The following is a 24,543-nucleotide window of genomic DNA, read 5'->3' on the forward strand; positions in this document are numbered from 1 at the left end:
TTTTATTCTGTAAACAAAATGATCCAAGAGTAGAAATGGGGGAAAGGAATATGGAAGAAAAGCCCCTGGGCAAAAGGGAAAGGTTTCAATTGTTGCTGCAACAGTTAGGCTTAACAGAGGATGCCTTTGTGCAGTACTTCAGACATGCTGAGATTGAGAAATTGGCAGTGTACCGCAAGGAAAAGAAATGGCATTTTTACTTCACGTTTGAAGAAATCATCCCTTGTAACGTGTGGAGTAAATTTTCCATTGCACTGCAGACATCCTTTAATCATATTGCCAATGTAGGCTATTCGATTAAAGTGTTGAATCCCAATGTGACGGATCAGCATATTTTAGATTATTGGCAGGACTGCGTAAAAGAAATTCAAGGGATCTCACCACCCTTATTAAAATTATTAAATACCCAAAAGCCGAAGATCAATGGAAACAAAATCATTGTTCAGGCTTCAAATGATACAGAAGCAACACAGCTTAAAAGAAAATACGGAGATATCATCACCTCCACTTTCGAAAACTTCGGGTTTCCCAGATTCGTTCTGGATGCCGAGGTAAGTCAAGTGGAAGAACAAAGCAATGAATATGAGAAATTTTTGGAAGAAAAGCTAAAAGAGGATCAGGAACGAGCAAAACAGGCACTTATTGAAATGGAAAAAGCAGAAAAAGAGGGTCCAAGTGATGCACCGAGTGGGCCATTCATGCTTGGTCTTACAATCAAGGACGATGCTGACTTCCGAAAAATCGAAGAAATTTATGACGAAGAGCGCCGTATCGCCATTGAGGGTTATGTGTTCGACTGTGAAACAAGAGAACTCAGAAGCGGACGCACCCTGCTTACTTTTAAGGTGACCGATTACTCAAGCTCGATACTGGTCAAAATGTTCTCCAGGGATAAAGAGGACGCAGCAGTCATGAACAACATGAAAAAAGGTATGTGGGTCCGCTGCCGCGGAAGCATACAAAACGATACATTTGTTCGGGACCTTGTGATGATTGCCAATGATGTGAATGAAATCAAGCCGGTTCTTAGACTTGATACTGCCCCGGCCGATGAAAAAAGAGTGGAGCTGCACATGCATACTCCAATGAGTCAAATGGATGCCGTCTCTTCTGTTGCTAGTCTTGTATCCCAAGCGAAGAAATGGGGTCATAAAGCGGTTGCGATAACAGATCATGCCGTTGCGCAATCCTTCCCGGAAGCATATAACGCAAGTAAGAAAAACGATATTAAACTGTTATATGGTGTGGAAGCCAATCTTGTGGATGATGGGGTACCGATCGCCTACAATGATCGCGACCTTCCCCTCGAAGACAGCACCTATATTGTATTTGACGTGGAAACGACGGGGCTTTCCGCAGTATACGACACCATCATTGAACTCGCCGCGGTGAAAATTAAAGATGGAGAGGTCATTGATAAATTTGAGTCATTTGCGAACCCTCACCACCCTTTGTCTGCCACGACGATTGAATTGACGGGTATTACGGACGACATGGTACAGACTGCTCCAGAGATAAATGATGTCCTCATCAGATATCATAAATGGGTAGGGGATGATATTCTGGTCGCCCATAATGCTTCCTTTGATATGGGGTTCTTGAATGCCGGGTATCAAAAAGCCGGTATCGAGAAAGCTTCCAACCCCGTCATTGATACATTGGAGCTAGCAAGACTGCTTTATCCGCAATTTAAGAATCACCGTCTGAATACACTGGCGAAGAAATTCGATATCGAACTGACCCAGCATCACCGGGCCATCTATGATGCAGAAACAACTGGGTATCTCCTTTTGAAGATGTTGAAAGATGCAGTCGAAAAAGGGATCACGAACCATAATCAATTCAATGATTATATGGGGAAGGGTGATGCGTACAAACGCTCAAGGCCATATCACTGTACATTGATTGCCCAGACGGAAGAAGGGTTGAAAAATCTTTATAAACTTGTTTCCATTTCTCACATGAATTATTTCTTCCGGGTACCACGCATTCCGCGTTCCCAACTGCAAAAGTACCGTACGGGAATCCTCGTAGGTTCAGGTTGTGACAAGGGAGAAGTATTCGAAGGGATGATGCAGAAAGGGAAAGAAGAGGTAGAGGAAAAGGCCCATTTCTACGACTACCTGGAAGTTCATCCTAAAGAAGTGTACCAGCATTTGATTGAATTAGATCTCGTGCAAAGTCAGAAGAACCTGGAAGATATCATCCAAAACATCGTTGAGCTGGGAAGGAAACTGGATAAGCCTGTTGTGGCGACTGGTAACGTTCATTACTTAAATGAAACGGATAAAATATACCGGAAGATCCTCGTGGGATCACAAGGTGGAGCCAATCCATTGAATCGTCATGAACTTCCTGATGTCCACTTTAGGACAACGAATGAAATGCTCGATGCTTTCTCTTTCCTTGGTAAAGAGACGGCTAAAGAAATCGTAGTGGATAATTCGAATAAGATCGCCGATATGGTAGATGTCATTAAGCCGATCAGGGACGATCTCTATACACCGAAAATCGAAGGTGCCGACGAGGAAATGCGCCGGATGAGTTATGCCATGGCGAAAAGCATCTATGGAGAAGATCTTCCGGAAATCGTCGAAGCCAGGATCGAAAAAGAGTTAAAAAGTATCATCGGACACGGTTTCGCGGTCATCTATCTGATCTCTCATAAGCTGGTTAAGAAATCGTTGGACGATGGTTATCTCGTTGGTTCACGTGGATCGGTCGGATCTTCTTTCGTAGCGACGATGACAGAGATCACCGAAGTGAATCCACTGCCTCCTCATTACGTCTGTCCGTACTGTAAGAAATCTGAGTTCTTCGATGATGGTTCAGTCGGATCGGGCTTCGATCTGCCGAACAAGGACTGTCCGGATTGCGGGGTTCCTTATAAGAAAGACGGTCATGATATACCTTTTGAAACCTTCCTGGGATTCAAAGGAGACAAGGTTCCGGATATCGATCTGAACTTCTCAGGGGAATATCAGCCGAACGCCCATAATTATACAAAGGTTCTTTTCGGGGAAGATAATGTATATCGAGCAGGTACGATCGGGACTGTGGCAGAAAAGACGGCCTACGGGTATGTAAAAGGATATGCGAATGATCATCAGCTTCAGATCCGTGGAGCCGAAATTGACCGTTTGGTAAGTGGATGCACGGGTGTCAAGAGAACAACCGGGCAGCATCCTGGAGGAATCATCGTTGTACCTGATTATATGGATATCTTTGATTTCTCACCTATCCAATTTCCTGCGGATGATTCGAATTCCGAATGGAAAACGACGCATTTTGATTTCCATTCCATCCATGACAATCTACTAAAGCTGGATATTCTGGGACATGATGACCCGACTGTCATCCGTATGCTTCAAGATTTATCCGGGATCGATCCCAAGACGATCCCTACCGACGACCCTGAAGTGATGAAGATCTTCAGCGGTACCGAATCCCTTGGTGTGACGGAAGATCAAATCATGTGTAAGACCGGTACACTCGGAATCCCTGAATTCGGTACAAGATTCGTCCGACAGATGCTTGAAGATACAAAGCCGACAACGTTCTCCGAGCTGGTCCAGATTTCAGGTCTTTCCCACGGTACCGACGTATGGCTGGGGAATGCACAAGAGCTCATCCATAACAACATCTGTAATCTGAGCGAAGTAATCGGGTGTCGTGATGATATCATGGTATACCTGATCTATCAGGGACTCGAGCCTTCACTTGCCTTTAAGATCATGGAATTTGTTCGTAAAGGTAAAGGTTTGCAGGATGAATGGGTAGAGGAAATGAAGAAGAACGGGGTACCGGATTGGTATATCGATTCCTGCCTGAAGATCAAGTATATGTTCCCTAAAGCCCATGCTGCCGCCTATGTATTAATGGCTGTTCGGATTGCGTACTTTAAGGTGCATCATGCACTACTTTATTACGCCGCTTATTTTACCGTTCGAGCGGAAGATTTCGATATCGAAGCGATGGTAAGAGGATCGCAGGCTGTTAGGGCCAAGATCGAGGAAATCAATAGTAAAGGTCTTGACGCATCACCGAAAGAAAAGAACACGTTAACGGTACTGGAGTTGGCACTTGAAATGTGCGAAAGGGGCTATAAGTTCCAGAAAGTAGATCTCTACCGTTCAGAGGCTGCTGAATTTGTCATTGATGGAGATACTTTGATCCCGCCATTCAACTCCATCCCGGGACTTGGAACGAATGCCGCCATCAATATTGTTAATGCGAGGCAGGCCGGTGAATTCCTCTCGAAAGAAGATCTGCAGCAAAGGGGACGTGTATCCAAGACGATCATTGAATATCTGGATAATCACGGCTGCCTTGAAGCCTTGCCGGATAAGAACCAATTATCCCTCTTTTAAGAGCGATACGACGGGAATTGTTTGCATAAAAATGTTGATTATGGTATATTTTTATTGGAAATACTAAAGATAGCTCTAAAGGTAGAAGAGTGGGGTCGCACCCCACTCTTTCGTTATTACATGGACATTTTTTGAACTATCATTTCTAGTCTTGGTGCAAGATTTTCATATAGACCAGGAGGTAAGTATGAGCAAAATAACAACACTAGTAGAAGAAATTGTGACACCAATCTTAGATGACATGTCTTTGGAACTCATCGATATGGAATATGTTAAAGAAGGATCCAACTGGTTTCTTCGGATATTCATCGACAAAGATTCCGGTGTTGACATTGAAGAATGTGGAATAGTAAGTGAAAGACTTAGTGAAAAGTTAGATGAAATTGACCCAATTCCTCATAATTACTTTTTAGAAGTTTCTTCACCGGGTGCTGAACGTCCTTTAAAGAAAGACAAGGACTTCGAGAAAGCCATCGGCAAAAATGTTTATGTGAAGACATATGAGCCATTGAACGGCGAAAAGGCATTCGAGGGAACACTTCTTTCCTATACTTCAGACCAATTATCATTAGAAGTAACCATTAAGACTCGAAAAAAGAAGGTTGAAATTCCAACAGATAAGATAGCCATCGCACGATTGGCTGTTACATTTTCATAGGAACTAACCGCACTATAAAGGGGGATGAAACCACCATGAGCACTCAGTTATTAGATGCTCTAACTGTTTTAGAGAAAGAAAAAGGCATTGCAAGAGATGTCATCATTGAAGCCATTGAAGCGGCACTTGTGTCAGCTTACAAACGAAATTTCAACCAGGCACAAAATGTCCGTGTAGACCTTAACCTCGATACGGGGACGATGAGAGTATTCGCCCGTAAGGAAGTCGTGGATGAAGTGTTCGATTCCCGTCTTGAGATCTCGGTCGAAGACGCCGGGGAAATCAACCCAAGCTACGAAGTGGGAGACGTTGTTGAACTTGAAGTGACTCCTAAGGATTTCGGGCGCATTGCTGCTCAGACGGCAAAGCAGGTTGTGACTCAGCGAGTGAGGGAAGCAGAGAGAGGAATTATCTATTCTGAATTTGTGGACCGTGAAGAAGACATCATGACAGGTATCGTTCAACGTCAGGATAACCGATTCATCTATGTGGCATTAGGGAAGATTGAAGCCCTCCTGCCGGTCAGTGAGCAAATGCCTAACGAAACATACAAACCTCATGACCGGATCAAGGTATTCATCACAAAGGTGGAAAAGACGACCAAAGGCCCTCAAATCTTTGTTTCACGAACACACCCGGGCTTATTGAAGCGACTATTTGAAATCGAGGTTCCTGAAATCTTTGACGGAACGGTAGAAATCAAATCGGTTGCACGCGAAGCCGGGGACCGATCTAAGATTTCGGTTCACGCTGAAAATCCTGAAGTGGATCCTGTAGGTGCATGTGTGGGAACCAAAGGTGCCCGTGTACAGGCGATCGTGAACGAATTAAAAGGTGAAAAGATCGATATCGTCCAGTGGTCGGAAGATCCCGTGACATTCGTAGCCAATGCTCTAAGTCCATCTAAAGTACTGGATGTACAGGTGAATGAAGAAGATAAGGCGACCAGAGTCGTGGTTCCTGACTATCAACTTTCCCTTGCAATCGGTAAACGTGGTCAAAACGCTCGTCTTGCAGCTAAATTGACAAACTGGAAGATTGATATCAAGAGTGAAACAGATGCACGCGAATTAGGATTATATCCTCGTGAAGAGGCCTTTTTGCCTCAGGATGAAGAGGAAGAGTATGACAACGAGCCTTTAAATATTGATTTCGAAAATCAAGATTAAGAGGTGGGCATGATGGGTGTAAATAAGAAGATCCCCTTGCGCAAATGTGTGGCAACGGGTGAAATGAAGCCGAAAAAAGAAATGATACGTATTGTCAGATCTAAAGAAGGGGAGGTTTCCATCGATCCTACCGGTAAGAAATCAGGACGTGGAGCCTATCTCTCGAAGGATAAAGACGTCATTTTATTAGCTAAAAAGAAAAATACTTTAGCCAATCAATTACAAGCGAAAATAGATGAATCTCTTTACGATGAATTGATTAGCCTTGTAGAGAAGGAGTAACGTTTAGCGTATGAATCAGAATCGTTGGATGTCACTTTTAGGATTGGCGAATCGGGCACGTAAGATTATTTCAGGTGAAGAGCTTGTTATTAAAGAAGTTCGTAGTGGACGAGCGAAACTTGTCATTCTTTCCAAAGATGCTTCTGCTAATACAAACAAGAAGATCACGGACAAATGTAAATCGTATCATGTCCCGGTATGCTTAGTGGAAAACAGGCATGACTTAGGTCAAGCCATTGGAAAAGAAGCCAGGGTGGTCGTCGCCGTAATGGATGCCGGCTTTGCTAAAAAATTATCCGAACTGCTCGATTGAATCTCAGTGGGGGTGAACATATGAGCAAGATGCGTGTATATGAATATGCAAAGAAATACAACGTTTCAAGTAAAGATGTGATCGAAAAATTAAAGCAACTGAATATTGAGGTATCAAACCATATGGCAACTATAGAAGATGACGCAGTAACAAAATTAGATGCAATGTATAAAGGTGATTCAAAAGGGCAGGGAAATAAAGCCGCGAAAGAATCTAAATCAAGTGCATCCAAGTCAGACGAAGCTCCAAACAAGGAAAAAGTAAAGACAGCACCGAAAAGTCGTGAAGGAAAAAAACACGATCAACAGAACCAATCAAAGGAGAAGAAGGTCTTCAATAATAATAACAACAACAACAACAAAAACAGAAACAACAAACAAAATAATAAGCAGAACAAAAACTTCAAACAGGCTCCTCAACAGCAAACGCCTGCGAAGAAAAAAGAACTTCCATCAAAGATCACTTTCTCAGAATCATTGACGGTTTCAGAACTTGCCAAAAAGCTTCACAAAGAACCATCTGAAATCATCAAAAAACTGTTCATGCTTGGTGTCATGGCAACCATCAATCAGGAACTGGATAAAGATTCGATTGAATTGATCGCAGGTGAATACGGAGTCGAAGTGGAAGAAGAAATCAAGATAGACGCTACGGATCTTGAAGTGTATTTCACTGAAGATACAGAAGAGCAAACAGTGGAACGTCCATCTGTCGTAACCATCATGGGTCACGTCGATCATGGTAAAACAACGCTTCTTGACTCAATCCGAAACACGAAAGTGACAGCTGGGGAAGCTGGCGGAATCACCCAGCATATCGGGGCTTATCAAGTAGAAGTGGACGGAAAGAAAATCACATTCCTTGATACTCCTGGGCATGCTGCCTTCACGACTATGCGTGCACGCGGTGCCAAAGTGACGGATATTGCTATCATTGTAGTAGCTGCCGATGACGGTGTCATGCCTCAAACGGTTGAAGCAATCAACCATGCGAAAGCGGCTGAAGTTCCGATCATCATTGCTGTCAATAAAATGGATAAAGAAGCTGCCAACCCGGATCGTGTCATGCAGGAGCTTACAGAATATGAATTGGTTCCTGAAGCATGGGGTGGAGATACAATCTTCGTTCCATTATCCGCATTATCTGGAGAAGGAATCGACAATCTACTTGAAATGATCGTTCTTGTAAGTGAAGTGGAAGAGCTTAAAGCAAATCCGGATCGTCTTGCACAAGGAACAGTCATTGAAGCTCAATTGGATAAAGGCCGTGGATCGGTTGCGACTTTACTCGTTCAAAACGGAACGTTAAAAGTAGGAGATCCAATTGTAGTAGGTAATACATTCGGGCGTGTCCGTGCTATGGTCAATGACCTTGGTCGCCGTGTGAAAGAAGCTGGCCCTTCTGCTCCTGTAGAAATCACGGGATTGAATGATGTTCCTCAAGCAGGGGATCGCTTCGTCGTATTCGAGGATGAGAAAACAGCTCGTTCCGTTGGGGAAGCCCGTGCATCCCAGGCGCTTCAAGCCCAGCGTGGAGAGAAATCTAAGGTCAGTCTTGAGAACCTGTTCGAACAAATGAAACAGGGGGAAATGAAGGATCTTAACCTTGTGCTTAAAGCGGATGTTCAAGGATCGGTTGAGGCACTGGCCGCTTCATTAATGAAGATTGAAGTGGAAGGTGTTAATATCCGGATCATCCATACAGGCGTAGGGGCGATTAATGAATCTGATATTACACTGGCGTCCGCTTCAAATGCTATCGTAATAGGATTTAATGTGCGACCTGACGTCAATGCCAAGCGTACTGCCGAAGCAGAGGGTGTAGAAATTCGATTGCACCGCATTATCTATAAGGTAATGGAAGAGATCGAAGCAGCCATGCAAGGGATGCTTGACCCTGAGTTTGAAGAGAAGATCATCGGTCAGGCGGAAGTGCGTCAAACATTTAAAGTGTCTAAAGTCGGTACGATTGCGGGAAGCTATGTAACAGAAGGTAAGATTTCACGCGATAGTGGAGTTCGTCTGATTCGTGACGGAATCGTTATCTTTGAAGGGGAACTCGATGCCCTTAAGCGCTTTAAGGATGATGCAAAAGACGTAGCCAGAGGTTACGAATGTGGAATTACAATCAAGAACTTCAATGATGTGAAGGAAGGAGACGTCATCGAAGCCTTCATCATGGAGGAAATTACACGTAAATGATCACATATGTTGAATGTGAGTGCATGATTTATGACTCCCACTCATTAAAAGATAAGCGGGCCGTCCTTCAAAGGGTCATGTCACGTCTTAAACAAAAATTCAATGTATCGGTTTCTGAAATCGGACATCAGGATGTATGGCAACGTACAAGGATTGCCATCGTCACTGTTGCTTCTTCCAAAGGAGCGAGTGAAAGAGAGATTGAACATGCATTGAAATTCATTGATTCTTTTCCTGAGTGGGAACGACTGGAAACCCAAATCGAGTCACTATAAGGAACGCCTTATATCAACGTATAACCATTAACGACATATAAGAGGTGATATTGATGAGCCATCGTGCGAATCGTGTTAGCGAGCAAATGAAGAAAGAGCTCAGCGATATTATCGGACGAAAAATAAAGGATCCACGTATTGGCTTTGTAACGGTTACAGATGTACAAGTATCCGGGGACTTACAACAGGCAAAAGTGTATATTACCGTTCTGGGTGGGGAAGACCAAAGAGAGAATACTCTTAAAGGTCTTGCAAAGGCAAAAGGTTTCATCCGTTCTGAAGTGGGACAGAGAATTCGCCTGCGTAAAACACCTGAAATTATTTTTGAGTTTGATGAATCGATTGATTATGGTAACCATATTGAATCTTTATTAAGAAAAGTTCAAGATGAACCAGAAGAGTCTAAAGATACAGAAGAGTAATAAGAAAGGGCTGATCCGGACGGAAGTACAATTCCAGAGGATCAGCCCTTTATGTTTTATAGATATGGACCAAATACAATACATACTGGAGGAAATACAGATGAATGGTATCCTGCCCTTATGGAAGCCCAGGGGAATGACGTCCCATGATTGTGTCTTTAAGTTAAGGAAACTCCTCAAAACAAAAAAAGTCGGCCATACCGGTACCCTGGACCCTGAAGTCTCCGGTGTCCTGCCCATTTGCATCGGGCGCGCAACCAAGATAGCGGAGTATATAACAGCATCCGGAAAGACCTATGAAGGAGAAGTCACGATCGGGTATTCCACCACAACTGAAGACGCTTGGGGAGAGAAGGTTGAAGAAAAGAAGGTGGACCGGATCATCAGGAGGAAGGAGGTCGAAGAAATCCTGCAAAGTCTGACTGGGGACATCGTCCAGACCCCTCCTATGTTCTCGGCAGTCAAAGTGAATGGAAAGCGGTTATATGAATATGCGAGACAGGGCATAGAAGTCGAAAGACCTTCAAGGACTGTACATATCCACAAGCTGCAATTACTGGAGGAGTGGAATGAGTTAGACCTTGATCATCCCTCATTCACCTTTGAAGTGGTGTGTGGGAAAGGGACTTATGTGAGGACGCTTTCCGTTGAAATCGGGAATGGACTGGGGTATCCGGCTCATATGTCCGCCCTTACGCGTACGCAATCAGCAAGTTTTAGAAAAGAAGATTGTTTCACGTTTGAACAGATACAAGAGTTTGTTCAGAATGAAGATCCACAAAACCTTCTTCTTCCTCTGGAGATGGGGCTTTCTCATTTGCCGAAAATGCTGATTAGTGATACATTAGCAGAGAAAGTGAAGAACGGAGCACGCCTTGAAGAGCCTGAGGACTGGCAGGACGGTTCCGTAGTGATGGAGCATAAAGGCAAGGCCATCGCCATTTATCAGAGGCATCCTGACAAGCCTGGGATTATCAAGCCTGTCAAAGTGCTTTTCAACGACTAGTGAAAAAGGTGAAATACTGTGAAAGTAATAACTGTACATCATCCCCATTCAATTAGTAAGAATGAATTTCCACCCCTGGTACTCGCTCTGGGATACTTCGATGGCGTTCATAAAGGACATCAAAGGGTAATCAGGGCAGCAGTGGAAGAAGCGAAGGAACAGGACGTTTCGAGCGCGGTCATGACATTTGATCCCCACCCTTCCGTTGTACTGGGTCATAAACACAAGCATATCCACTACATAACACCCTTGGAAGATAAGAAAGAAATCATAAAGGAACTTGGTGTGGATTATTTATTCATTGTCCGGTTTACGTCAGAATTTGCAAATCTGACTCCGCAGGACTTCGTCGATCAATATATTATCGGCCTTAACGTAAGGCATGTCGTAGCAGGATATGATTATTCATATGGCAGGATGGGGAAGGGGACGATGGAGACCCTGCCCTTCCATTCCCGCGATATGTTCGCCTCCACGACCGTTACAAAGTTGACAGATGCTGATCTCGATTTGAAAGTGAGTTCTTCCTTGATAAGGGAGAACCTTAAAGAAGGCGACGTATCCAGGGTGAAAAATCTCCTTGGAAGACCGTTCAAAATGAAGGGAACGGTCATTCACGGAGATAAAAGAGGGAGGAAAATCGGATTCCCTACAGCTAATATCGAACTCTCCGATGACTATCTGACCCCTAAGGTGGGGGTTTATGCGGTCAGGATGAAAATTCATGATAAATGGTTCGATGGTGTGTGCAACATCGGGTACAAGCCAACCTTTAAAAATCCCGACGACTATTCTTTGACAATCGAAGTCCATCTTTTCGATTTCCACACTTCCATTTACGGAGAAGAAGTGTTCATTGAATGGTATGACAGAATAAGGGACGAACAAAAATTCTCAGGAATAGAGGAGTTAATCTCCCAAATCCAGAAAGATAAGGACCAGGCGATAGACTACTTTGCGAAAAATTGAGGATTACACTTGATTTTTATTTAAAAGAGTAGTATTCTAAATATCGTATGAAATGAACCTTTGCTTGGCATCACGATTCACCAACGGTTGCTCGGTAACAGGGGATTTGAAAGAAATTACTAGGAGGTGAAAAGGATGGCTATCACTAAAGAGCGTAAAAACGAACTTATCAGTGAATACAAAGTACATGAGAACGATACTGGATCTCCAGAAGTTCAAATTGCTGTCCTAACTGAAGAAATTAACAACTTGAACGATCACTTACGCGTTCACAAGAAAGATCACCACTCTCGTCGCGGTCTTCTTAAAATGGTAGGTCACCGTCGTAATCTATTATCTTACTTACGTAAGAAAGATGTACAACGCTACCGTGAGTTAATTAACAAATTAGGTTTACGTCGATAAACAGACAAAGGAAGCGGGATTATGTCCCGCTTTTTCTTTAGCTTTCATAAGTGGAAATCTTTGTATGATCCTCCACTTCTTTTTATACATTTTCATCATTTAAAGTATTCATTTTTCTCGTTTTTGTCTAAAATACATAATATGTATACAATGTGGAAGAAGACCCACCGTACAACGGGTCAGGCATCCCCCTTGATACAACATCCTGTATTTACATAGTCAGCAGGGATTCAAATCAAACGAATATAACAGCGCATTTGTGCATGATATAGATTAATTTTTTATGTTTATCCGGGTTGGGTACAGGCCGAACCTTTTAGTGATATATAAAGAGAGGGGTACACTTTATGGAACAAACTAAACAAACCTTTTCCATCGATTGGGCCGGAAGAGAATTGACGGTCGAAGTTGGCCAATTTGCCAAACAAGCGAATGGAGCGGTAATGGTACGTTATGGAGATACTGCGGTACTTAGCAGTGCTACAGCATCTAAAGAGCCAAAGCCTTTGGATTTCTTCCCATTAACCGTGAACTATGAAGAGAGATTATATGCAGTGGGTAAAATCCCTGGAGGATTCATTAAACGCGAAGGCCGCCCGAGTGAGAAAGCCATCCTTGCGAGCCGCTTAATAGATCGTCCCATCCGACCATTGTTCGCAGATGGTTTCCGTAATGAAGTTCAAGTAATCAGCATTGTGATGAGTGTAGACCAGAATTGTTCATCCGAAATGGCAGCTATGTTTGGTTCTTCATTAGCGCTGTCGGTTTCAGATATTCCGTTCGAAGGTCCGATTGCAGGAGTCATCGTTGGTCTTGTTGATGGAGAATTCATCATTAACCCTTCTGTCGAGCAATTGGAGAAGAGTGAGATTCATTTATCCGTTGCCGGTACGAAAGATGCCATTAATATGGTAGAAGCAGGAGCGGATGAGGTTCCGGAAGAGACGATGCTTGAAGCGATCATGTTCGGTCATGAAGAAATTAAGCGTCTGGTTGCTTTCCAGGAGGAAATCGTCGCTAAAGTCGGGAAAGAAAAATCTGAAATTCAACTTGTTGAATTAGATCAAGATGTTGAAGCAGAAGTTCGTTCCTTATGTGAAAGTGAATTGATTCCTGCCATTCAGGTTCAAGAAAAGCATGCCCGTGAAGAAGCAATCAAAGCAGTAAAGAATAAAGTGATGGCTGTATATGAAGAAGAGAAGGAAGCGGATGAAGCTACCCTGAAGCAAGTGAAGAAAGTAATGGACAAACTTGTGAAGAATGAAGTTCGTCGTCTCATAACAGAAGACAAAGTGCGTCCGGATGGCCGTAAAGTCGATGAAATCCGTCCACTTTCTTCAGAGGTTGGATTACTTCCCAGAACGCATGGTTCAGGATTGTTCACACGCGGACAAACCCAGGCATTAAGCATTTGTACATTGGGTGCTCTTGGAGATGTACAGGTCCTTGATGGTTTAGGGATCGAAGAATCTAAACGATTCATGCATCATTACAATTTCCCTCAATTCAGTGTAGGGGAAACAGGACCGATCAGAGGACCGGGCCGTCGTGAAATCGGACATGGAGCTCTGGGAGAAAAGGCTCTGGATCCAATTATTCCAAACGAAAAAGACTTCCCTTATACAATCCGACTTGTATCAGAAGTACTCGAATCAAATGGTTCAACTTCTCAGGCAAGCATTTGTGCAAGTACCCTCGCGATGATGGACGCCGGTGTTCCGATTAAAGCACCAGTAGCAGGGATCGCAATGGGTCTCATCAAGTCAGGTGAAAACTATTCCATCCTGACAGATATTCAAGGAATGGAAGACCACCTTGGGGACATGGACTTTAAAGTAGCCGGTACTTCCAAAGGTGTAACCGCTCTTCAAATGGATATCAAAATTGATGGGTTATCCCGTGAAATTCTGGAAGAAGCACTTCAACAAGCGAAAAAGGGAAGAATGCAGATTCTTGATAGCATGTTAGCGACAATCGGTGAAGCAAGAACGAGCCTGTCCCAATACGCTCCGAAAATCCTGACCATGCATATTAATCCTGATAAAATCCGCGACGTCATCGGACCAAGTGGTAAGCAGATCAATAAGATCATCGACGAAACAGGCGTTAAGATTGATATTGAGCAGGACGGAACGATCTTCATCTCATCTACTGATGAAGAGATGAATAAAGTGGCTAAGAAAACGATTGAAGATATCGTAAGAGAAGTGGAAGCTGGACAAATGTATCTTGGGAAAGTGAAACGAATTGAGAAATTCGGTGCATTTGTAGAAATCTTCAGTGGTAAAGATGGACTTGTCCATATCTCTGAACTTGCAGAAGAACGCATCCGCAAGGTGGAAGATGTAGTGGCGATCGGTGACGAGATCCTTGTAAAGGTTCTGGATATCGATAATCAAGGAAGAGTCAATTTATCACGAAAAGCAGTTCTTAAGGAACAGCGCGAAAAGGAAGAACAAAACCAGGGTTAATCTTTAAGATTGGCAGGCTGTCCTGTAGGGAGCAAACTCTCCTCCGGGACAGCTTTTTTTATCTGTTCGATGAGCTTTAATGCCCCATGTTCTACCGTGTTCTTTTCTTACATATGTTTGTAGGAGAAGGAAGGTGGACAGGGATGGAAAAAAAATACTTGATTGGAATTAGTCTAATTGCTATTCTGACTTTAGTAGTTGTGGAGAATCCTCTATCAGATCAGTATGTAAACGGGTTAAAACAAGAGGCGGTAGTAGTGAATGGTGTAAACAGCACAAACGACCTCACCCGTATGATAAAAGAGGAAGCCAAATCAAGAGAGATACCGGCTCAGGATGCTGTGATAGATACCGTATGGAAAGCAACACCTGGATATAATGGATTGAAAGTAGATGTAGAGGCGTCTTTACAAAACATGAAGAAAGGGAAATCGTTTGATGAAGACAAGCTGATCTACAAACAAATCCCTCCTGAAAAGCATTTGCCTGATTTACCTGCCTCTCCCGTCTATCGGGGGAATCCTGATAAGCCCATGGTGTCCTTTATTATCAATGTAGCGTGGGGGAATGAATACATCCCTGATATGCTTGCAACTTTGAAAAAGCATCAGGTATATGCTACGTTCTTTCTAGAGGGGAGATGGGTGAAGAATAACCCTGACTTGGCGAAGATGATTGTGGATGCAGGGCATGAGGTGGGGAATCACTCGTATTCCCATCCTGATATGAAAGTGCTTGAAGCCACCAAGGTAAGAGAAGAATTGAAAAAAACAAATGAAATGATTGAAGTGACCACGGGCGAAAAAGTAAAATGGTTTGCTCCCCCAAGCGGCAGCTACAGGGATGAAGTCGTTCATATTGCAGATGAAATGAATATGAGGACGATCATGTGGAGTGTGGACACGATTGATTGGCAAAAACCACAACCCAATGTGCTGATTGATCGTGTAATGGGTAAGATGCACAAAGGAGCGATTGTGCTCATGCATCCAACTGCTTCAACAGCCAATTCATTGAACACGCTGATCCTTCAAATAAAAGAAAAAAACCTAAGGCTTGGTACGATTTCAAGCTTAGTGAAAGAAGAGAGAATCGTAGAAAAGGCAGATAATTCGCCACAACAAGGAGATAGTAAGAAGAAGCAGTAACTTCGCATCATGAATAGGAGGAACTTTCTTGATTAAGAAATATACATGCCAAAATGGATTGCGAATCGTACTGGAAGAGATTCCACACGTTCGATCCGTAGCGATAGGGGTCTGGATTGGTACCGGCTCACGTAATGAAACCGAACAAAATAATGGGATCTCCCATTTTCTTGAGCATATGTTTTTTAAAGGTACAAAGACCAAGACGGCACGTGAAATAGCTGAGTCCTTTGATAGCATAGGCGGACAGGTTAATGCGTTTACTTCAAAGGAATATACGTGCTATTATGCAAAAGTATTGGACAATCATGCAGATTATGCATTACATACACTGTCAGATATGTTTTTCAATTCCACTTATGTAGAAGAGGAATTGAATAAAGAAAAAAATGTGGTGTATGAGGAAATTAAAATGTATGAAGACACACCTGACGATATTGTACATGATCTACTCAGTAAAGCCATTTATGAAGAGCATCCACTGGGGTATCCAATCCTGGGAACGGAAGATACCCTGAACACATTTAATCAGTCTAAACTGAAGGAATACATGCATGATATGTACACACCGGATCAAGTTGTGGTATCCGTTGCCGGAAATGTGGATGAGTCATTCATCAAAGAAGTTGAAAAGTTATTCGGTTCATATGAAGGTGGAAAAGGGCCGGAAGATAGGATCAAACCTGCTTTCCATTACAATAAGCTTGCCCGTAAGAAAGATACGGAACAGGCACATTTATGCCTAGGGTTCGATGGTCTTGAGATCGGTCACCCCGACATTTACAATTTGATTGTGTTGAATAACGTATTGGGTGGCAGTATGTCTTCCCGACTGTTCCAGGAGGTAAGGGAACAGAGAGGACTTGCCTATTCCGTATTTTCCTATCATTCCGCTTACGAAGACAGCGGGATGGTGACCATTTATGGGGGAACGGGGGCCAATCAATTAGATCAATTATTTGATACCATCGACAGTACACTGCAAGCTCTTAAAGCAGAAGGGATCACCTCTAAAGAACTGCAAAACAGCAAAGAGCAGTTAAAAGGAAACCTTATGCTGAGCTTAGAAAGCACCAATAGTCGTATGAGCAGGAACGGAAAGAATGAATTACTGCTGAAACGACACCGGACCCTTGACGAAATCGTAGAAGAAATCGATGGGGTGACCATGGATAAAGTCAATCGTCTGGCATTGGACATCTTCACTGATGACTATGCTTCATCGCTCATCAGCCCGGATGGAAACCTGCCTCAAAACATGAAAAAATGAATGTGAAAAGCAGACCTCAGGAGGTCTGCTTTTCTTTATGGAACGGTAAAGTTTTTCTTCTAAAGAAGGTGGACAGTGTATACATTGTACTACATAGCTATTTTTAGGAGGATACGATCATGAGGTTAAGTGAATTGAGCGGGAAGGAAATCGTTGACTATAAAAAGGCAGAGCGGCTTGGCATCCTGGGGCAGACAGATCTTGAATTTAATGATAAGTCAGGCAGCATCAGTGCACTGATCATCCCCACGGGGAAATGGCTGAGGAAGCAGGGGGGAGAAATCAGGGTTCCCTGGCATCAGATCAGGACCATCGGGGCCGATATGATCATTTTGGAAGTCTCCGATGACTAATTCAATACTGCAACAAAACGAAACGGGTCCTGACCCGTTTTTTATTTTGCCTGCTTTCCAAGGGACCATACGTGCTTTTATTCTCACCCATTGCGTGGGTGCAACATACACTGTTGAAGTGAAAAGGGATTTAGAATAGCGATTATGTAAAAAGTAGGTGAAATCAGTGATGCTGACCAGAATGCAGATCGCAGTTCTAGGCGGAGATGCTCGTCAACTTGAGATTATTCGAAAGCTTACGGAGTTGGATGCCAAAATATCACTCGTAGGTTTTGAACAATTAGATCATGCCTTTACAGGGGCAACAAAGGAAAAACTCGATGAAGTGGATTTTTCAGTGATGGATGCCATTATCTTACCTGTACCCGGCACGAATCTACAAGGAGAAATCGATACGATTTTTTCAAATGAGAAAATCACGTTAACGGAAGAAATTGTATCTGAAACGCCAGAGCACTGTACGATCTATTCAGGAATTAGTAATGCGTATTTGGACCAAATCATGTCTTCAACGAACCGCAAACTTGTTCAGTTGTTTGAAAGAGACGACGTTGCCATCTATAACTCCATCCCTACAGTAGAGGGAACGATTATGATGGCTATTCAACATACAGACTTTACGATCCACGGATCCGACATCGTGATATTGGGTCTTGGAAGAGTGGGTATGAGCGTGGCCAGGACCTTTCATCATTTAGGTGGAAGGGTGAAGGTCGGGGTACGCAAAAGCGAGCACTTGGCCAGGGTGACAGAAATGGGGCTAGTGCCATTCCATTTGGATAATTTGGAAAAAGAAGTTGAGAATTGTGATATTTGTATTAATACAATTCCAGTTCACATTGTGAAGGCTGGCGTCATAGCCAAAATGCCTGCCCATACATTAATTATCGATTTGGCTTCAAAGCCTGGTGGTACAGATTTTCGTTATGCAGAAAAGCGCGGGATTAAAGCATTATTAGCCCCTGGGCTCCCAGGGATCGTAGCACCGAAGACGGCAGGACAGATCCTGGCGAATGTTCTTTGTCAATTATTAGAGGAAGATTTTGATTCAGGAAAGGAGAGTTCATCATGAGTGTGAAAGGAAAACGTATAGGGTTTGGTCTCACAGGCTCTCATTGTACGTATGATGCCGTGTTCCCGGAAATTGAGAGATTAGTGAATAATGGAGCGGAAGTCATGCCGATTGTGACATCTACCGTTATGAATACGGAAACAAGATTCGGTAAGGGAGAAGACTGGATCAAACGTATCGAAGACGTAACCGGACATAAAGTGATCGATTCCATCGTCAAAGCAGAACCACTTGGGCCAAAGATTCCACTGGATTGCATGGTGATTGCCCCGTTGACGGGTAATTCTATGAGTAAGTTTGCCAATGCAATGACCGATTCCCCTGTGTTAATGGCAGCCAAAGCAACACTGCGTAACCACCGCCCTGTAGTACTCGGAATTTCCACAAATGATGCTCTGGGGTTAAATGGTGTTAATCTGATGAGATTGATTTCAACGAAAGATATTTATTTTATTCCGTTTGGGCAGGATGCACCTGAAAGTAAACCAAAGTCAATGGTTGCCAGGATGACATTGATTCAAGAAACGATCGAAGCGGCCATGGAAGGGCATCAGCTACAACCCGTCGTCATCGAAAGATATTTAGATTAATTCAAGAAGAAGGTCATCCCCACGGGAAATTCAGATGACCTTCTTTTCATGCATGTAAAGATAGACGGACCCGGATTCATCAATAAAAAATCCTATTGTCGAATAATTGTTTATGTTAAAATATTCTTTATTATAGTAATAGACTAAATTAACTTACCTATTGTACTATGAAAATATTGAATGGTTGGAAGGAGAGAAGATTTTGAATACAACGGGATTTCATGTAGCTGTTGTGGGTGCCACCGGTGCCGTCGGACAACAAATGCTTCAAACATTAGAAAAAAGGGATTTTCCAATAAAACAATTGACATTACTATCATCAGCACGTTCTGCAGGTTCCACTGTCATATTTAAAGGCAAAGAATGGACGGTTGAAGAAGCGAAGCCGGAAAGTTTCGAAGGGGTCGATATCGCTTTATTTAGTGCAGGTGGAAGTGTATCAAAACTTCTTGCTCCTGAAGCCGTAAAACGCGGGGCAGTCGTAGTCGACAATACGAGTGCATATCGAATGGATCCGGATGTTCCACTTGTCGTCCCGGAAGTGAACGAAGAAGACATGAAGCTTCACAATGGAATCATTGCCAATCCGAACTGTTCGACGATTCAAATGGTTGCAGCACTCGAGCCGATCCGTAAGCAGTATGGCTTGAAGAAAGTAATCGTATCCACTTATCAAGCCGTTTCAGGTGCCGGTGCTGTTGCCATTGATGAACTTCACGCCCAATCACAGGCCATTTTATCCGGTGAATCATTTGAACCTGGTGTGTTACCTGTAAAAGGCGACAAAAAGCATTATCAGATTGCTTACAATGCCATTCCTCAAATTGATACATTTCAGGACAACGGCTTTACTTACGAAGAAATGAAAATGATCAATGAAACGAAAAAGATCATGCATATGCCTTCTCTGAAGGTATCAGCGACATGTGTCAGATTACCGGTTGTAACAGGTCACTCCGAAAGTGTATATATTGAAATTGAGAAGGATTCTGTTTCGGTGAAGGATATCCATGCACTTCTTCAAGATGCACCCGGGGTAACCCTGGAAGACGTACCTGAAGAACAGATCTATCCAATGCCTGCTCATGCCGTAGGTAAGCCGGATGTATTTGTTGGCCGCGTCCGCAAAGATCTTGATGAAGAAAGAGGGTTCCATATGTGGGTTGTCTCTGACAACTTACTGAAGGGAGCTGCATGGAACTCTGTTCAAATTGCAGAAAGTTTAATGAATCTGGGGCTAATCAAGTAACGGAGAGGGATCATATCAGCAATTAACTCTGCATATTTCCACTAATCGTTTTTCAGATACCTCTTGAATATGACAATGAGGTGTAGTCATGAAAGTGATCGTTCAAAAATTTGGTGGAACTTCTGTACGTGATGAAGCAAGTCGTTTGAAGGCAATCTCCCACACGAAGCAAGCAATCGATAAAGGGTATAAAGTGGTGGTGGTCGTCTCAGCAATGGGAAGAAAAGGGGAACCCTACGCCACGGATTCCCTGTTGTCCTTGATCGGTGGCAGAAACACTTCAATCAGTAAACGGGAACAGGACCTCTTACTATCCTGTGGAGAAATCATTTCGAGTCTGGTATTTTCCAATATGCTCCTTGAGCATGGAATCAGATCGACAGCCCTGACCGGGGCCCAGGCAGGGTTCCGGACAAATAACGATTTTAACAACGCAAAAATTATAGAGATGAAATGCAGCCGGTTGGTAAGGGAACTGGAACATCATGATGCCGTCGTAGTGGCAGGCTTTCAAGGAGCGACCAAGGACGGGGATGTGACGACCATCGGAAGAGGGGGGAGCGATACCTCCGCCTCTGCTCTTGGTGTCGCATTAAAAGCGGACTACATTGATATTTTTACAGATGTGGAAGGGGTCATGACTGCGGATCCACGTATTTCTTCCAAAGCAAGACCGATAACGGTGGTTTCATATAATGAAGTGTGTAATATGGCATACCAGGGAGCGAAGGTAATTCATCCAAGGGCGGTTGAAATTGCCATGAATTCAAATGTGCCGATACGGATTCGTTCAACCTATTCAAATGGAGAAGGAACTCTTGTGACGACACTTGAAAATACGAAGGCGCATAAAGAGTTCAGGAGTCACCCCGTCACAGGGATCGCTCACGTATCCAATCTCACCCAAATTAAAGTATTCGCCAAGGAAGATCAGTACAATCTTCAGGCCGAAGTGTTCAAAGCCATGGCCAAAGAGGGGATCAGCGTTGATTTCATCAACATTTCCCCGAGAGGTGTCGTGTACACGGTGGGTTCTTCGCTAGCGGATGATGCCATCAGGGTTTTAAGAAAGATCGGGCATAACCCGATCATAGAATCGGAGTGTGCCAAGATCTCAGTGGTGGGAGCAGGAATGACGGGGGTACCCGGGGTGACATCTGCCATTGTTTCTTCCCTTTCTAACGAAGGGATCCGCATACTTCAATCAGCAGACAGTCATACGACCATCTGGGTACTGGTGAAGGAAATGGATTTGATCAATGCCATCAATGCCCTTCATGATACATTCCAATTACAAGAAAGAAATGCTACATTCAGAGTGGGATAAACTTACGAGGAGAGTGACTAGATTGAATTTTGGCCGCGTTTCTACGGCGATGGTTACACCATTTGACCGTAAAGGAAATATTGATTTTACAAAAACGACTCAATTAATCCATTATCTGATCGAGAATGGATCGGATTCATTAGTAGTAGCAGGCACTACCGGGGAGTCTCCCACCTTAACGAAAGAAGAAAAGGTCGCACTATTCCGTCATGTCGTGAAAGTGGTGAATGGCAGAATTCCGGTCATTGCCGGGACTGGAAGCAACAACACCCATGCTTCGATCGAACTTACTAAGAAGGCGGAGGAAGCAGGCGTGGATGCCGTCATGCTTGTAGCGCCTTATTATAATAAGCCGAGTCAGGAAGGGATGTACCAGCATTTCAAGGTGATTGCAGAATCAACCTCCTTACCTGTCATGCTGTATAATATTCCGGGCAGGTCAAGCGTCAATGTCTCACCTGAAACGATTATTCGTCTCTCAAAGATTGAGAACATCGTTGCTGTGAAAGAAGCAAGCGGGGATCTGGACAGCATGACTGACATCATTTCCCATACAACGGATGATTTTATGTTGTACAGTGGTGATGATGGCCTTACACTGCCGGTACTATCCATTGGCGGGGCTGGTATCGTGTCAGTGGCTTCCCATGTCATCGGAAATGAGATGCAGGAAATGGTTTCATCCTTTTTAGGAGGGAACATCACCCAGGCAGCACAACTGCATCAAAAGCTCCTTCCGATCATGAAAGGCCTGTTCACGAGCCCGAATCCCACTCCGGTAAAAACGGCCCTCCAGATGAAAGGCCTGGATGTTGGCTCTGTGAGATTGCCACTGATCCCACTGACAGAAGTAGAAAGGGCAAAACTCTCTCACTTGCTCGAAGCCTTATCTTAAATTAACTCTTATGCTATATCCTAAAGACTGTGAAGCTATGTCCTTCACGGTCTTTTGTTCTTTGTAATAGGGCTAAATCCATTTGTCCTCTGAAAGAGATAATTCTTCAAAAGAAGAAGGATTTATTCTTACCGTATCGAAATAGTAACGTAGAATAAATGTTTGCAGTCTTTTTCCTAATCCTGATTATGAAGGATAAAATTGGTTGTACTACCAAAATGGTATCAAGTATAATGAATATAACTGATTGAAGATCGGGGAAGGAACAGCATAGGAGGACATAATGGTGAGTAAGATAAAGAATGAAAGCATTAAGGTGATACCACTCGGGGGAGTGGGAGAGATAGGCAAGAACATGTACGTGATTGAAGTCGACCATGAAATATTCGTGATTGACGCAGGACTTATGTTTCCCGAAAATGAAATGCTAGGGATCGATGTCGTCATTCCTGACATTCAATATTTGATTGAAAATAAAGAGCGGGTAAAAGGGATTTTCCTGACTCATGGACATGAAGACAGTATTGGTGCGATTTCATATGTATTAACCAAGATCAAGGCTCCAGTCTATGGAACACGCTTGACGAATGCACTGGTAAAGGCACGTCTGAAGGATGAACATATCAGGGATGATGTGAAGTTCTATACGATTCATTCTGATAGCAATCTTACTTTTGATGGCGTGAATGTGACGTTCTTTAAAACCACACACAGTATTCCTGATTCAGTCGGGGTCTGCATACATACATCTGAAGGGGTCATCGTCCATACTGGCGAATTCAAGTTCGATCAATCGGCAAAGCATCTTTACCGGCCGGATTTAGGCAAGATGGCGCAAATCGGTGAGAAGGGTGTCCTTTGTCTATTGTCTGACAGTAAAGAAGCCGAGAGACCAGGGTTTACAACATCAGAGTCGGTAATCGAACAACATATCACGAACGCCCTGAGGAAAGCCTCAGGGAGAGTGATCGTAGCATGCTTCGCTTCGAATTTAATTCGACTTCAGCAGGTATTTGATGCAGCTGAGCAGAATAATCGAAAAGTGGCTGTGGTCGGGAAGAGTTTAAAGAGAGTCTATGATGTGGCCTTGAAGCTCGGATACCTTCATGTCCGGGATGAAATGATCATCGGAATGGACGAAATAGAGGATTATCCTAAAGATGAAGTCCTCATCATAGCTACAGGAACTCAAGGGGAACCGTTTGAAGCGCTTCAACGGATGTCCAAGCGTTCCCATCGTCTAGTAAACATTGAAGAAGGTGATACGGTCCTCATAACCGCCACGCCTTCCCCAGGCATGGAAGTGGTCGTCGGGAGGACGATCGATATGCTTTATAGAGCCGGGGCAAATGTATTGACCGCGTCGAAAAAAGTTCATGTGTCAGGTCATGGGAGTCAGGAAGACTTAAAGTTCATGTTGAATATCATGAAACCAAAGTACTTCATACCGATTCAGGGTGAATATAAAATGCTCGTCGCTCATACCCAGCTCGCCCACGATACCGGACTGCCTTATAAGCAGATCTTTATCATGGATAAGGGAGATGTGCTTCAATACAAGGATGGTAAGATGAGAATGAGCGGCCGTGTTCAGGCGGGAAATGTATTGATCGATGGGATCGGTGTCGGGGACGTAGGGAATATTGTCCTTCGTGATCGCAAGCTGTTATCGGAAGACGGTGTGTTTACGGTTGTCATCACCATCAACAGAAGGTCAAAGTCTATTGTCTCAGGACCTGAAATCATCTCCAGGGGATTCGTATATGTGAGGGAGTCCGAGGAATTGATCGAAGGGGCAGGCGGAATCGTGACGGATGTGGTCCATTCCTATCTGCAAAAAGGTTCTTTTGAATGGACAGCAATCAAGCAGGACATCCGGGATCAATTAAATTATTACCTATTTAACAAAACACGAAGAAGACCGATGATTTTACCGATCATCATGGAAGTATAATGTATGGGGCTATTTGTTTCGAACAAATAGCCCCATATTTATTTGAACACAAAGAATAAAGTATGAAAACACTCCCATATTAAAATAATAACAAGAGAATGGGAATGAAAAGGAGATGTTTTCATGGAACAATATCGTGAACAT

At 43.4% G+C, this 24,543-nt stretch carries 21 protein-coding genes; all 21 read left to right on the plus strand.

Annotation, left to right across the window (positions count from 1 at the left end; translation table 11 throughout):
• The first annotated feature begins 50 nt into the window (after positions 1-50).
• The 21 genes from BVI01S_RS09320 (at position 51) to BVI01S_RS09420 (ending at position 24,399) form a co-directional block, all read left to right on the plus strand.
• Positions 51-4,370 carry a PolC-type DNA polymerase III gene (locus BVI01S_RS09320; RefSeq protein WP_061809954.1) on the plus strand — a complete coding sequence of 1,440 codons (4,320 nt, stop codon included), beginning with the start codon at positions 51-53 and terminating at the stop codon, positions 4,368-4,370.
• Between the two features lie 187 nt (positions 4,371-4,557).
• Positions 4,558-5,028 carry a ribosome maturation factor RimP gene (gene rimP, locus BVI01S_RS09325; RefSeq protein ID WP_034760152.1) on the plus strand — a complete coding sequence of 157 codons (471 nt, stop codon included), beginning with the start codon at positions 4,558-4,560 and terminating at the stop codon, positions 5,026-5,028.
• Positions 5,029-5,063: 35 nt separating this feature from the next.
• On the plus strand, positions 5,064-6,197 hold the full coding sequence (gene nusA / locus BVI01S_RS09330) for a transcription termination factor NusA (RefSeq protein WP_061809955.1): 1,134 nt from the start codon (positions 5,064-5,066) through the stop codon (positions 6,195-6,197).
• A gap of 12 nt (positions 6,198-6,209) precedes the next feature.
• Positions 6,210-6,479 carry an RNase P modulator RnpM gene (rnpM, locus tag BVI01S_RS09335; RefSeq protein WP_034760146.1) on the plus strand — a complete coding sequence of 90 codons (270 nt, stop codon included), beginning with the start codon at positions 6,210-6,212 and terminating at the stop codon, positions 6,477-6,479.
• A 10-nt stretch (positions 6,480-6,489) separates the two neighbouring features.
• Positions 6,490-6,792, plus strand: coding sequence for a YlxQ family RNA-binding protein (locus tag BVI01S_RS09340; protein WP_061809956.1), 303 nt, complete (start codon positions 6,490-6,492; stop codon positions 6,790-6,792).
• A 20-nt stretch (positions 6,793-6,812) separates the two neighbouring features.
• Complete coding sequence (gene infB / locus BVI01S_RS09345; RefSeq protein ID WP_061809957.1) at positions 6,813-8,993, plus strand: translation initiation factor IF-2; 2,181 nt, start codon at positions 6,813-6,815, stop codon at positions 8,991-8,993.
• Positions 8,990-9,268, plus strand: a complete 279-nt coding sequence (locus tag BVI01S_RS09350) for a DUF503 domain-containing protein (RefSeq protein WP_061809958.1) — start codon at positions 8,990-8,992, stop codon at positions 9,266-9,268. Before infB ends, BVI01S_RS09350 begins: the two co-directional genes overlap by 4 nt.
• A gap of 53 nt (positions 9,269-9,321) precedes the next feature.
• Positions 9,322-9,690 (plus strand): 30S ribosome-binding factor RbfA, encoded by a 369-nt coding sequence (rbfA, locus tag BVI01S_RS09355; RefSeq protein ID WP_060669663.1) that lies wholly within the window; start codon positions 9,322-9,324, stop codon positions 9,688-9,690.
• 100 nt (positions 9,691-9,790) lie between these two features.
• Entirely contained in the window at positions 9,791-10,696 is a 906-nt protein-coding gene (gene truB, locus BVI01S_RS09360; protein WP_061809959.1) for a tRNA pseudouridine(55) synthase TruB, read from the plus strand.
• Positions 10,697-10,714: 18 nt separating this feature from the next.
• On the plus strand, positions 10,715-11,665 hold the full coding sequence (gene ribF / locus BVI01S_RS09365; RefSeq protein ID WP_061809960.1) for a bifunctional riboflavin kinase/FAD synthetase: 951 nt from the start codon (positions 10,715-10,717) through the stop codon (positions 11,663-11,665).
• A gap of 135 nt (positions 11,666-11,800) precedes the next feature.
• Positions 11,801-12,070, plus strand: coding sequence for a 30S ribosomal protein S15 (gene rpsO, locus BVI01S_RS09370; protein WP_034760125.1), 270 nt, complete (start codon positions 11,801-11,803; stop codon positions 12,068-12,070).
• A gap of 347 nt (positions 12,071-12,417) precedes the next feature.
• Complete coding sequence (pnp, locus tag BVI01S_RS09375) at positions 12,418-14,541, plus strand: polyribonucleotide nucleotidyltransferase (protein ID WP_061809961.1); 2,124 nt, start codon at positions 12,418-12,420, stop codon at positions 14,539-14,541.
• A gap of 143 nt (positions 14,542-14,684) precedes the next feature.
• Complete coding sequence (locus BVI01S_RS09380; protein ID WP_061809962.1) at positions 14,685-15,689, plus strand: polysaccharide deacetylase family protein; 1,005 nt, start codon at positions 14,685-14,687, stop codon at positions 15,687-15,689.
• A gap of 28 nt (positions 15,690-15,717) precedes the next feature.
• Positions 15,718-16,959, plus strand: coding sequence for a M16 family metallopeptidase (locus BVI01S_RS09385; protein WP_034760119.1), 1,242 nt, complete (start codon positions 15,718-15,720; stop codon positions 16,957-16,959).
• Positions 16,960-17,078: 119 nt separating this feature from the next.
• On the plus strand, positions 17,079-17,312 hold the full coding sequence (locus BVI01S_RS09390; RefSeq protein ID WP_034760116.1) for a YlmC/YmxH family sporulation protein: 234 nt from the start codon (positions 17,079-17,081) through the stop codon (positions 17,310-17,312).
• Positions 17,313-17,481: 169 nt separating this feature from the next.
• Positions 17,482-18,384 carry a dipicolinic acid synthetase subunit A gene (dpaA, locus tag BVI01S_RS09395; protein WP_061809963.1) on the plus strand — a complete coding sequence of 301 codons (903 nt, stop codon included), beginning with the start codon at positions 17,482-17,484 and terminating at the stop codon, positions 18,382-18,384.
• Complete coding sequence (dpaB, locus tag BVI01S_RS09400) at positions 18,381-18,974, plus strand: dipicolinate synthase subunit B (protein WP_034760111.1); 594 nt, start codon at positions 18,381-18,383, stop codon at positions 18,972-18,974. The genes dpaA and dpaB overlap by 4 nt, the downstream gene beginning before the upstream one ends.
• Before the next feature lie 199 nt (positions 18,975-19,173).
• On the plus strand, positions 19,174-20,223 hold the full coding sequence (gene asd, locus BVI01S_RS09405) for an aspartate-semialdehyde dehydrogenase (protein WP_034760810.1): 1,050 nt from the start codon (positions 19,174-19,176) through the stop codon (positions 20,221-20,223).
• Positions 20,224-20,311: 88 nt separating this feature from the next.
• The gene (dapG, locus tag BVI01S_RS09410; RefSeq protein ID WP_034760109.1) at positions 20,312-21,550 is read left to right on the plus strand and encodes an aspartate kinase; all 1,239 of its coding nucleotides are present in this window, start codon (positions 20,312-20,314) and stop codon (positions 21,548-21,550) included.
• A gap of 22 nt (positions 21,551-21,572) precedes the next feature.
• On the plus strand, positions 21,573-22,445 hold the full coding sequence (gene dapA / locus BVI01S_RS09415) for a 4-hydroxy-tetrahydrodipicolinate synthase (protein ID WP_439951105.1): 873 nt from the start codon (positions 21,573-21,575) through the stop codon (positions 22,443-22,445).
• A 286-nt stretch (positions 22,446-22,731) separates the two neighbouring features.
• Positions 22,732-24,399 (plus strand): ribonuclease J, encoded by a 1,668-nt coding sequence (locus tag BVI01S_RS09420; protein WP_061809978.1) that lies wholly within the window; start codon positions 22,732-22,734, stop codon positions 24,397-24,399.
• Positions 24,400-24,543: the final 144 nt, after the last annotated feature.

Origin of the sequence: Rossellomorea vietnamensis NBRC 101237 (assembly GCF_001591825.1) — a bacterium.
GTDB classification, from domain to species: domain Bacteria; phylum Bacillota; class Bacilli; order Bacillales; family Bacillaceae_B; genus Rossellomorea; species Rossellomorea vietnamensis.